The 12,062-nt window shown below is 45.5% G+C and carries 8 protein-coding genes and 1 riboswitch; all 8 genes read right to left on the bottom strand.

Annotated elements, in window-relative coordinates; translation table 11 throughout:
• Positions 1-183: 183 nt before the first annotated feature.
• Complete coding sequence (locus tag A8C56_RS00455) at positions 184-1,830, bottom strand: ribonucleoside-diphosphate reductase subunit alpha (protein WP_067750653.1); 1,647 nt, start codon at positions 1,828-1,830, stop codon at positions 184-186.
• Positions 1,831-2,023: 193 nt separating this feature from the next.
• Positions 2,024-2,998: a ribonucleotide-diphosphate reductase subunit beta gene (locus A8C56_RS00450; RefSeq protein WP_067750651.1), complete on the bottom strand. Its 975-nt coding sequence runs from the start codon at positions 2,996-2,998 to the stop codon at positions 2,024-2,026.
• Between the two features lie 124 nt (positions 2,999-3,122).
• Positions 3,123-3,324: riboswitch (cobalamin riboswitch) on the bottom strand.
• 57 nt (positions 3,325-3,381) lie between these two features.
• Complete coding sequence (locus A8C56_RS00445; RefSeq protein ID WP_067750648.1) at positions 3,382-3,696, bottom strand: HPF/RaiA family ribosome-associated protein; 315 nt, start codon at positions 3,694-3,696, stop codon at positions 3,382-3,384.
• Positions 3,697-3,807: 111 nt separating this feature from the next.
• Positions 3,808-5,052: a beta-ketoacyl-ACP synthase II gene (gene fabF / locus A8C56_RS00440; protein WP_067750646.1), complete on the bottom strand. Its 1,245-nt coding sequence runs from the start codon at positions 5,050-5,052 to the stop codon at positions 3,808-3,810.
• Positions 5,049-5,606 carry a TetR/AcrR family transcriptional regulator gene (locus tag A8C56_RS00435; RefSeq protein WP_067750643.1) on the bottom strand — a complete coding sequence of 186 codons (558 nt, stop codon included), beginning with the start codon at positions 5,604-5,606 and terminating at the stop codon, positions 5,049-5,051. The genes fabF and A8C56_RS00435 overlap by 4 nt, the downstream gene beginning before the upstream one ends.
• A 133-nt stretch (positions 5,607-5,739) precedes the next feature.
• On the bottom strand, positions 5,740-7,263 hold the full coding sequence (gene purH / locus A8C56_RS00430; protein ID WP_067750640.1) for a bifunctional phosphoribosylaminoimidazolecarboxamide formyltransferase/IMP cyclohydrolase: 1,524 nt from the start codon (positions 7,261-7,263) through the stop codon (positions 5,740-5,742).
• Positions 7,264-7,322: 59 nt separating this feature from the next.
• A complete protein-coding gene (locus A8C56_RS00425) occupies positions 7,323-9,419 on the bottom strand; it encodes a ComEC/Rec2 family competence protein (protein WP_067750638.1) in 2,097 nt (698 codons plus the stop codon).
• Positions 9,420-9,614: 195 nt separating this feature from the next.
• On the bottom strand, positions 9,615-11,984 hold the full coding sequence (locus A8C56_RS00420) for a S9 family peptidase (RefSeq protein WP_084489884.1): 2,370 nt from the start codon (positions 11,982-11,984) through the stop codon (positions 9,615-9,617).
• Between the last annotated feature and the right edge of the window lie 78 nt (positions 11,985-12,062).

Genomic DNA, 12,062 nt, shown 5'->3' with positions numbered 1-12,062 from the left:
GATTACAGGGTATACCGGCTGGTACCGCCAAAAATTGCAACGGTGTTTTCGTAATTCCCGGCCAAATTATTGATCCTGGTAGTTCATTATATAGAATTCCTGGTCAAGAACCAGAGAAGGCAGCGCATAAACAAAAGGGCCGTTTCTGTGGAAACGGCCCTCTAATAACTGATACCTGTTCTCTTAGGATTCACAGCTGCTGCAAACCGTTAATGTAGTAACCAGTTCTTTGGAAACGCTTTGACTACGCTGATAGTATAATGATTTTACACCCAGCTTCCAGGCTTCTATCAATAGCTTGTTGACCTCTTTTACGGGCAGCCCCGGAGGTATGTTCAGGTTCAGGCTTTGCCCCTGATCTACAAATTTCTGGCGGATGGACGCCTGCTGAATAATTTCCAGCTGGCTTATTTCGCGGAACGTTTTAAACACATCCTTTTCATGGGTTGTTAGCCCTTCCAGGTGCTGTACGCTGCCATGGTTCAGCATAATACTGCGCCATACATCTTCCGTATCCATTCCCTTTTCCTGTAACAGCGCTTTTAAATATTTGTTCTTGCGGATAAAGTTCCCTTTTGATAAACCAGCCTTATAATAATTGCTTACAAACGGTTCAATACCGGGGGAAGATTGTCCCAATATGGCTGAAGATGAAGTCGTTGGTGCAATAGCCATTACCGTGGTATTGCGGCGGCCATATCCTTTCAGCAAATCGGGCTCGCCATAAATACGCGCCAGTTCTATGGTTGCTTTTTCTGTTTTTTCCTGCAGCTCGGAAAAGATAGAATGTGTTAATTGTTTTGCCTTCATGCTTTCAAAAGCGATCATATTGCGTTGCAGATAAGAATGCCATCCCAATACGCCTAAACCAAGCGCCCTGTGCCGCTTTGCAAAACGATTGGCATTGGCCAGGTAATGATTCCCTTCTGTTTTTGCAATAAATTCCTGTAATACAGCATCCAGGAAGAACACTGCCAGCTTAATGGCATCTGTATCTTTCCATTCATCATACAGCTCCAGATTCAGGGAGGAAAGACAACAGATAAATGATTCATCTTCAGTTGAAGGCAGCATTATTTCAGAACAAAGATTGCTGCCATGTATAATAAGATTATTGTCTTTATACACCTGTGGTTTTGCCCGGTTTACATTATCTGTAAAGAAAATATAAGGCAATCCCTTTTGCTGGCGGCTTTCCAGCACACGTGCCCAGATCTCTCTTTTTGCAATATCACCGTCAATCATTTCCTGCATCCAGTAATCCGGTACACAAACTGCATAGAACAGGTTCTGAATAGGATGCCCGATATCCTTAATATTCAAAAACTCCGCAATATCCGGGTGGTCAATATCCAGGTAAGCAGCAAAAGCGCCCCGGCGTACGCCTCCCTGAGAGATAGTGTCCATTGCCGTATCAAACAGGCGCATAAAGCTTACGGCACCACTGCTCTTGCCATTATCAGTAACCGCACTGCCGCGCCCCCGCAATGATCCGAAGTAAGCTGAGGTGCCCCCGCCTATTTTTGTCTGCATGATCACTTCGCCCAGCTTATGGGTAATGCCTTCAATATTATCCGGCATATGTACGTTAAAACAGGAGATCGGCAATCCTCTTTCTGTTCCCATATTGGCCCAGATGGGCGAGCTGAAGCTCATCCACCCGTTTTCCACCATTTCTTTAAAGGCTTCCTTCAGCTCCGGCTTGTACAGGCGCTGCGCTGCCGCCGTACAAACACGGTCTATTGCTTTTTCTACTGTTTCACCGTTCAACAGATATCCCCTGTTCAGGATCTGTTCACTTTCTTCGTTTTTCCACCAAAGCCTTTCCATATATTTACTATTATAGTTTGCTATTTATTTCCTGCCTCCTGCGGACAGGTTTCTTATTGTTCTGCAATTTTATTTTTTTACCTGCTGCACTACCTATAGCAGCAACGCCTCCTGTCCGGAAGGCAGGTGTTGCATTCCGATAGCTATCGGGGTCATTGTTCCGGCCACAGGACAGCTACAAAACCCGCCTCCGCTAAAAAAGGTCGTTATACGTAATACTCTTGTCGTGCTTGGTATATTCCACTGGGCGTTTTGCAAAAAAATCATCCAGACTATTTGCAAATACTTCCTCTTCAAACCACTGCATCGGGCGGTACTCTTCCAGCGAAATGTGGAACTGCTTGGGAAATCCCAGTTTCTCAAAACTTTCATCTACCCTGAACTTCATAAAGTTCAGCAGGTCTGTTTTGTTAATGGTATCAATTGCCCCTTCAGAAAAGATCCAGTCCACAATTTTGCTCTCCACTTCAATAGAATCTTTTACCAGCGCCATGATCCGGTATTCCATTGCTTCGTCGATCAGTTCAGGATATTCTTCCTTTATTTTATTGATCAGGTAAATACCGGCATTTGCGTGTATCTGCTCATCAACCGATGTCCACGCAATAATGTTGCTTACATTTTTCATCAGCCCGCGAAAACGGGTAAAAGACAGGATGATGGCAAACTGGCTGAACAGTGAAACATTCTCTATTAAAATGGAAAACAGGATCAGAGACAGGGTGTATTCTTTATGGTCGTTCGATTTAGCGTCTTTCAGCGCTTCTGAAAGGTATTGTATGCGTTTTGCAATTACCGGTTCTTGGATCAGTTTTGAGAACTCATCATTATAACCCAGTACTTCCAGTAAACGGGAATAGGCCTCAGAGTGGCGGAACTCGCATTCTGCAAATGTACTGCCCAGCCCGTTCAGCTCCGGCTTTGGCATATGGTTGTATAAACTGCCCCAGAAAGATTTTACGGCCACCTCTATCTGAGCTATTGCCAGCAGGCTGTTTTTAATCGCATTCCGCTGCGCCGTATTCAGGTGACTGTGAAAATCCTGTACATCAGCGGTAAAATCCACTTCTGAATGTACCCAGAAGGATTTATTGATCGCTTCAGTAAATTTCAGCACTTCCGGATACTCGAAAGGTTTGTAGTTGACACGTTTATCAAATAAGCCCATAATAAATTCTGTTCTTTTACTTTTTATTCTAAAAAAGACGGGGATAGAGACGACGATTATTCCATTGGAAATAAGGTATTTCCTTCCGGAATAATACGCTGCCTTTCACCCGAAAGCATTGCATTTTCAAAAAATGGTACTGGCAGGTCTTCTGACTTGGCCCGTTTTTATAAACCTTCCCATTCACAGATCGAACAGTGGCTATTTTATAAAACTTCTGGCTAAAGGGCCTCACAGCTACGGGGATAGTTCCGGATTTACACGGGATTCCCTTTTAAAGGCAACAATTGAACCCTGGTTGCCATACCATTACCGTTACAAATTAATTATATAAAATTGAGACGCATACAAGTTCTTATACACAAGGTGTGCAAAACATTTCGTTACCTGCTTTGCAGTTTTCCTATACGATTGTCCAGCAAATTTCTTATCTTATCCACTGCCCCGTTAAAGGCATGATCCACAGTGTCTGCATAATGGGTTACCGCTTCCGGGTGCAGGTGCCTGGGGCGCACCTCAATAGTGCAGCGTTTATCATTTACTCCGGTTTTATTACTGTTCTCATCTCCAAAGAATACCTCGGCTGCAGTAATATATTCGCTAAACCGGTGAAGCTTTTTTTTAAGCTCTTCGCTCACTTTTTCCAGAAAAGCGGCTGAAGCGGTAAAATTATTATCTGTATTTAATCGTATTTCCATAACATACTATTTGTATTATTATTACAATGACAGGACGAAAAGGTTTGAGAATTGAGAGTTGAGTTTTCAGTCTGATCACTGATAACTGCAAACTGATAACCGAATGCGCCCCTACTCTTCGTATTTCTTAAAAATCGTGGTGGCAATATGCCCGCCAAAGCCAAACGTATTGCTCATTGCATAGCGTACTTCCCGTTGTTGTGCCTGGTGCAGCGTCAGGTTAAAGACGTCTTTATATGCGGGTTCTATTTCAGTGGAATTAATGGTGGGCGGAACAATATTGTGCTCAATGGCCTTGATACAGGCAATGGCTTCAACAGCGCCTGCAGCGCCCAGCAAATGCCCTGTCATGGATTTGGTAGCGCTGATATTGATGGTGCTTTCTGTACCAAATACCCGCTCCGCTGCTTTCAGCTCACTCAGATCTCCCTGCTGGGTAGAGGTAGCATGTGTGTTGAGGTAGTCAATCTCTCCAGCCGTAATCCCCGCATCATCCAACGCGGCCAGCATGCCCAGGCGGGCGCCTTCTCCCTCCGGGTGGGTACCTGTAAGATGATAGGCATCCCCTGCCATTCCGCCTCCTGCAATTTCAGCAATAATAGGCGCGCCCCGTCTTTTAGCATGTTCCAGCTCTTCCAGCACCAATGCCCCGGCGCCTTCCCCCATTACAAAACCATCGCGCGATATATCAAAAGGCCTTGAAGCAGTGGCCGCTTCCTCATTATTGGTGGAGAGTGCCTTTGCAGCATTAAACCCGCCCACACCGCTTTCGTTGATGGCGGCTTCAGATCCGCCGGTAATGATCATATTGGCCTTTCCCCACCTGATGTAGTTAAAGGCATCAATAATAGCCGTATTGGAAGTAGCACAGGCCGAAACTGTTGTAAAATTGATTCCCCGCAGGCCGTATTTGATGGAGATGACCCCTGAAGCAATATCAACGATCATCTTCGGGATAAAAAACGGGTTAAACCGCGGTGTGCCATCGCCCTGTGCAAATTCGATTATCTGCTGCTGAAAGGTCTGGATGCCTCCGTTACCGGACCCCCATATTACCCCGACCCGGTCCCTGTCCAGCTCTTCAAAATTGATACCCGCGCTTTTTACTGCTTCTGCCACGGTAATCAATGCGTATTGTGTATACAGATCATACCTGCGGGCCTCCGCTTTTTCTATATAATCCAGCGGATTAAAATTTTTGAGCTCACAGGCAAACCGGGTTTTAAACTTTGAAGCGTCAAAACGGGTGATGGGCGCAGCCCCGCTTATGCCGTTTACCAAAGACTGCCAAAGCGCTGCCGTATTATTGCCAACAGGAGTTAAAGCGCCTAACCCGGTTATTACTACACGTTTCATTTGTTATTTGTTAAGTCGTTACTAATTGTTTTTTTTATTTCCCGGAAATCCTTTTGTCCGGTTAGTCTTGTGAGCTGCAGGGCTGCAATCATATTGGTAATAACCAGCAATGCTTTTGTTCTTACAGGAGCCCTGAACACAAATACACCTTCAGCCTTTCCCTCTTTCAATATAAGCATCAGCCAGCCAAGTATCTGCCGCACGATTCTTTTTAAGGCCTGCTGCATCTGCGGATCCACTGTATACAGATCCGTGGCAAGCGCTCCTACCAGGCAGATCTTATTTTCCTTCTGCGCGGTAGTGTATACGTTCAGAAAAGCATCCAGCTTTTCCAGGGGAGCCCGGCAGGCCATTTCCTGCCGGAGCTGCCGGAACTGCTGTTCATATTTAGCAATAATGGCCAGCCCCAGGGATGTTTTTGTAGGAAAATGATAATGAACAGAAGCATTTTTTATATGCAGTCTTTGCGAAATGTCTGAGAAACTAAAAGCATTATACCCGCGCTCCCTCAGCAGGTCATCTCCAATGCGTATTATTTCAGACCGGGTATCCATATTTAATGATAAAGGTATCTACCTATTAGTAGGTAGACAAATTTATTTTATAGGAGTCATTATAAAAAATCCCTGCAGGGTTTCTTAAACGCTGCAGGGAATTCCGGTATTTACCGGCCATTACTAAAAAATTTTAATGCTTAAAATGCCGCATACCGGTCAGCACCATTGCCAGGTTATGCTGTTGTGCATATTCGATAGAATCCTTGTCACGTATAGACCCACCAGGTTGTATAAATGCCACTATCCCGGCCTCATGAGCGATCTGCACGCTGTCGTTAAAAGGGAAGAAGGCATCGCTTGCCAGTACGGCGCCAGCCAGATCAAAGCCAAATTGTTTTGCTTTTTCAATTGCATGGCGCACTGCGTCCACGCGGCTGGTCTGCCCTGCGCCTTTGCCCACCAGTTGCCTGTTTTTTACCAATGCAATCGCATTTGACTTTAAATGTTTGCAGATAATGTTCGCAAATTCCAGATCTGCTTTTTCTGCCGCGGTCGTTTGCCGCCCACCGGCTTCTTTCCATTCTGTATAGTTGCCCTTATCCTGCCCCTGGGTCAGTACGCCATTCAGCACAGATTTTGCCTGAAGCCCTGGGTCCGATGCCTGGGGTTTCAACTGTAATAAAATGCGGTTCTTTTTAGATTTCAAAATATTCAATGCCGCTTCATCAAACGCGGGTGCAATCAGCACTTCAAAAAAGATCTCATTGATGGCATGGGCCGTTGCTTCGTCTACCGTACCATTGGTTACCAGTACGCCTCCAAAAGCACTCTCGGCGTCGCCTGCCAGGGCATCTTTCCATGCTTCACTTACTGATGCACGCGCTGCAACGCCACAGACATTCGTGTGCTTGATGATTGCAAAAACCGTTGCTGCTTCCTGTGGAAATTCATGAATCAGTTGTACGGCTGCATCCACGTCTACCAGATTATTATAGGAAAGCTCTTTACCGTTTAACTGATTAAACAGTTCATCCAGCTTTCCATAGAAAGTACCGGTCTGATGCGGGTTCTCGCCATACCGCATGGCTTTGGGAGTATTTACAGACTGTAAAAAGTATTCCCCGTTGTTGCCGTTGAAATAGGCAGAGATGGCTACATCGTAATGTGCGACAATTTCAAATGCTTTTGCCGCAAAAGATTTCCGCTGTTCAATCGTTGTTTCCCCATTCTGCGTCCTCAATAATTCTTCCAGCACTGCATAATCTTTTTTGGCAGCAATCACAACCACATCCTTAAAGTTTTTTGCCGCCGCGCGGATCATGGAAGGGCCGCCTATATCAATTTTTTCAATAATAAGCTTTTCTTCATTAGTATTGGCAAGGGTTTCTTCAAAAGGATACAGGTCTACAATAACAAGATCAATTTCGGGAATTTTGTATTCGGCCATTTCCTGCACATCAGATTCCAGGTTTCTTCTGCCTAAAATCCCTCCAAATACTGAAGGATGCAACGTTTTTACACGCCCTCCTAAAATAGAAGGATAGGTGGTCAGTTGCTCTACGGGAACTACCTGTATGCCCAGGTCTTCAATAAACTTCTGGGTACCGCCGGTAGAATAGATGGTAATGCCCAGGCGGGATAATTCTTTAACAATGGGTTCAAGACCATCCTTGTAAAAAACGGAAATCAGTGCAGATTGGATCTTTTTATTCATAAAATGATTTTGGAATGTTGAATGGGCCCCGCCATAGCGGGAGGCGCAAAGGTACGTCTTCAAAAGTTCATTACAAAAGCTCCTTTCTCCACAACATTATGACAGGGAATATGAAGCGCGTCGCAGTCTTTTTGCCAGTACCGCGCTTTCCAGGCCGGTGCAGAGCCGTCAATGATCACCTGTGCGGGCTGCACCCGCTGCAGCAATTGAGCTATGTACAGCCTGGGGCTTCCTGAAAGGATCACCAGGTCTATTTTACCCCTGATGGCAATCGGGGCTGTAAGCGCATCCGGCAGGTCGCCCACCAGCAAAACGGACCGGTTCTTAAACCTGAACAAACGGCCGTTTTGCTGCAGATTGTTCATATTGCCCGGCGCTCTTAAGCGGTATAAGGTCGTTGCAGGTAAAATAACCGTTTTCTGTATAAACGGATCGTTTATCCGGACAGAATCACCATACAGGAAGTGGCTGCGGCCATCAATAAAATCTATAGCGCTGGTTCCGCTGATGTTGTAAACGATCAGCTTTTGCTGTTTCCCGGCATTGCAGAATGTTGCGGCTCTGATACCTGTTAATAACAACAGGCCTGTTATACCTATCCACAAACCGGATCTCCGCTTTTGCAGCAGCCAAACGGTGACACCTGCAATAAAAATGTATAACAGGGCGACCTGCAACCCATTTAACCGGATGCCTTTCCACACTGCAAACGGGTAATGCCCAAGATGCTCAATGATGCTGTTCATCCACCAGATGGACGCGCTTAAACAATTCCCGGTAAACCGGGCCAGCTCCTGAACCGGAGCAACAATCAGCAGCAGAAGCTCTCCGATAAGAATGAAACCAGACAGGGGCACTACCAGTATATTCGTTATTAAAAAATATACCGGGAACTGATGAAAATGATACGCGGCAACCGGTACAGTCAGTATCTGGGCTGCAAAGCTTACTGCACACAGTTGCCACACTGCATTTAATGACCTGTTACAGACAAAAACCAGTTTATAGACCGGTTTATAAAAAATAACGATGCTCAGTAAGGCTGTATAGGATAGCTGGAAGCCTGCATCCCATAACCAGTAAGGGTTGTAACAAAGCAGTACAAATGCGGAAGCTGCCAGTGTATTATAAACAGAAGCATTGCGGTTAAAGGTCTTCCCCAACAAAATAAACGTGAACATTACTGCAGCTCTTACTATTGATGCGGCACTACCTGCCAGTAATGTAAATATCCACAATACGGTGAGTACGATCACCGGATGGAGCCAGCGGGTACCGCGCCGTTTCAGCAAAGGATTTAAAAACAGGTTCAGCAGCCAGTATACCAGGCCCAGATGCATACCGGAAACAGCAATTACATGCACTACACCGGTATCATTGTATGATTGCAGCAGGTCTTTATCCAGATCATCGCGATACCCGATCAGCAAAGCTTCAGCCAGTCCCAGTTCTTTAGGGCCATGAATAGATCGTTTCAGGATATTCAAAACGGAGGCCCGGTTTTCAAACAGCCACAAACGAAAACCTGGTTTTGGAGGCACCGGCATCTTTATAAAATCACTTGCTGTAAGAAAAACCTGGTGTGTAAGTCCATTAAAAAAGGCATATCGTTTATAATCAAATCCACCCGGGTTTCCCGTATTTCTTATCTCCTGCGGATCTTTCCGGAATACTAACTGATCCCCGGCATTCAGCTGATCCATGTCTGTTTCCTTTTTTAAATAAAGGGTCAGACGGCCGCTTACCTTTTGAACGTTGTTATTCGAGATCAGGCCGTTTATTATGGCGTCCGCCCTCCAGGAACGTTTTTTTTCAACCGGCTTTTCAAGTAAAGTTACCCACAGGTACATACCTTTCTGGTACCTGTTGCCAAACCAGTTTCTGTTAATGCGCACATCATTCATCACTGTCAGCAGCATGCCCATGAACAGGAGGCCCAGAACAATCAGCAGTGCCTGCAACCATTTAAACCGGAGACGCCCGTATACCGGCAATAAGCGGAATAGAACAACAGCAAGGATTATAATAATAAACCCGGCAATACTGTGCATTACAGCAGGCTGGCCATACCATTGTAAAAGAATTCCTGCAATAAGCGGTATGACTAATTTCAGAAAAGGCGTTCTTCCCAGGAATATGGCAACAGAGGATTGCATAGGCAATAGCTTACCCCTGAAGTTAAGAAAAATTTTATAATACGCCTCTTCTGATGTAACCGAACATATTCCGATACCGATTCTATTTCGTATAAGCCGCCCTTATTTACAGGCAGCAAGGACGCTGGCTACGGCAATCAGGGTATTTTCAGGCGCCCGCTCCACTTTGGAGCGTGCAAGTGATCTAATGTATTCCTATTGCTTTAAGGTACTTTCAAAAAGTTTAAAAATGCGTTTATATTCATCCGTCCAGCTGCTGGGTTCTATAAAACCATGATCTTCCATAGGGAAAGGCGCCAGTTCCCAGTTATCCTTGCCCAGTTCTATTAACCGCTGGGCCAGTTTTACTGCATCCTGGAAGTTTACATTGGTATCCACCATTCCATGGCAGATCAGCAGGTTGCCTTTTAATCCTTTTGCAAAATAGATGGGAGAGCTCCTGTAATAAGCCAGGCTGTCTGTAAAAGGCTCATTCAGAATATCAGAAGTATAGCCGTGGTTATAATTGGCCCAATCCGTTACGGGCCTTAAGGCCGCACCGCTTTTAAATACATCCGGTTCGGTAAACAGCGCCATGAGGGTCATGAACCCACCATAGGAGCCGCCATACATGCCCACCTCTGCAGGATCAATCTGGTAGGTGTCTGCTAAGTATTTTACTGCATCCACATGATCCGTCAGATCTTTTCCACCCATATGCCGGTAAATACCCGTGCGCCAGTCGCGGCCATAGCCGGCACTTCCTCGATAGTCAATATCCATCACATAGTAGCCATTATCCGCCAGCAGGTTGTTGAACATATATTCCCGGAAGTAGGAGCTCCACCATTTATGCGCGTTTTGCAGGTAGCCGGCTCCGTGCACAAAAAATACGGCCGGCATGCCGGGTTTTGCATTTTCCGGCTTGTACACGCGTGCGTATACTTTAGCACCATCCCTGGCGGTAAAAGTAACCACATCCGGCGCCCGCCACCTGTATTGCTTAAATTCATCGCTCTGCGCCTTAAAAGTGATCTGCACCGGTTTTGCCCCTGCTTTATTCTCCTGCAGGTATAGCTCCCAGGGTTTATTGATATAAGAATGCAATATGGCGATGTATTTTTCATCGGGCGAAATGCTTACATCGTTGGCGCCTTCCGTCCCGGTGATGCGCTGTGCTGATCCTGTTTTTATATCCAGCCTGTAAAACTGCTTTTCCCCGGGGTGCACTTCATTGGTAGTAATGTAAAAGGATTTTTTATCATTCGACAACTTTGCTTCCTGTACTTCATAGTTACCGGATGTGAGCGCTGTTTTTGTCTGCGCAGGCAATGAATAGGTGTACAGGTGCGAATAGCCGGTTGCCTCGCTCTGGAACCAGATCGTCTGATTATCGATCCAGCCTGTATAGCGGGGGTTGATATCCGGTCCGCTTATCCATGCATCGTCATGTTGCCGGTCTGCCAGTTGCAGATTTCCCGAAGCCGTATCCAGTATCATCAGCCAGCGGTCCTTGTGATCATTTGCATAAATATCCAGCAGGGCATGCCGGCTATCGGGCGACCATTCCACACCATAGAAATTAACACTGCGCAAGACGCTGTCTTTCTGCATTTTCTGAAATTCAGCCGGGTAATCCTTTATATATGCGGGTATATCCCTGATGCCGGGAATATTTTGAGGCTTTATTTCATAAGAAGTATCTTTCAACCGATCGTATAGATAAAAAGTCGTCGTTCCCTGCGGGCTGCCTACTTTGGTACGCCCGTTAATATCTGTTGTATAGCCACTCTCTGTAATATAATCCGGTACAATGGTTCTTTTGCCGTTTACGGGATAATAAAGGCGATAGGTTATAAAGCGGCCATCCGGACTGATGGTTGTACCTGTTAACTGGGCCTCTTTTAAATAAATATCGCGGGGATTCTTTTCCTCCAGCAGCTGGTTGTATTGTGCTGTAGCGTCCCTTTTTTCTTTTCGTTCTTTCAATACCTGCATATTCGCCAGCTGGTCGTTTTTCAGCCAGGCTTCTTCCCGGTCCGGTTTTTTATCAGTATGTGGGGCCTCATTGATAAAACGGGTCAGTTGCCAGGTAGTACCGGTGGCAATATCCCAGGCATATAAATTCCGGGCACTGTTGTAAACGATTTTGGTTTCATTAAAACTAAACACAGGGTTATACTCATCTTCCTGTGTTTGAGTAATCCGTATTGTTTTACCGGCTGCATTCCGGTAGTAGATATCACCGTTCTTTACCCAGGTAGCCGCTGTTCTATTTTGATTATACTTTACCTGATCAGTGAAGACTGATTGCCTTTGCTCTTCTATGCTTACTTTCTGCGGTGTTTTATTGTTGATGGTAATTTTGTAAACAGAGTCGGCCGGAGCATTGGCAGGATTCCAGGAAAAATACAGGGTTTTCCCATTGCTGCTCCAGGCAGCATCCGAAGGAGAACTGCCGATCCATTTGGGATCGCGCATGATTTTTTGCACGGTCAAAATACCGGGAGCGTTTTGGCCGGTTGTGCTGGCTGGCGTAATTATTGCTATCATAACAGCGCCATACCCCAAAATTTTCTTAATCATAATTAAACAGGAATATCTATTTATTAGTCTTAGCATGTTTGCAGTTATATCATGCAGGCAATCCGGATGCCCTTTGCC

Source organism: Niabella ginsenosidivorans, from assembly GCF_001654455.1.
Lineage (GTDB): Bacteria > Bacteroidota > Bacteroidia > Chitinophagales > Chitinophagaceae > Niabella > Niabella ginsenosidivorans.
The sequence above is the reverse complement of the archived record's forward strand: the minus strand, read 5'-3'. Positions and strand labels throughout refer to the sequence as shown.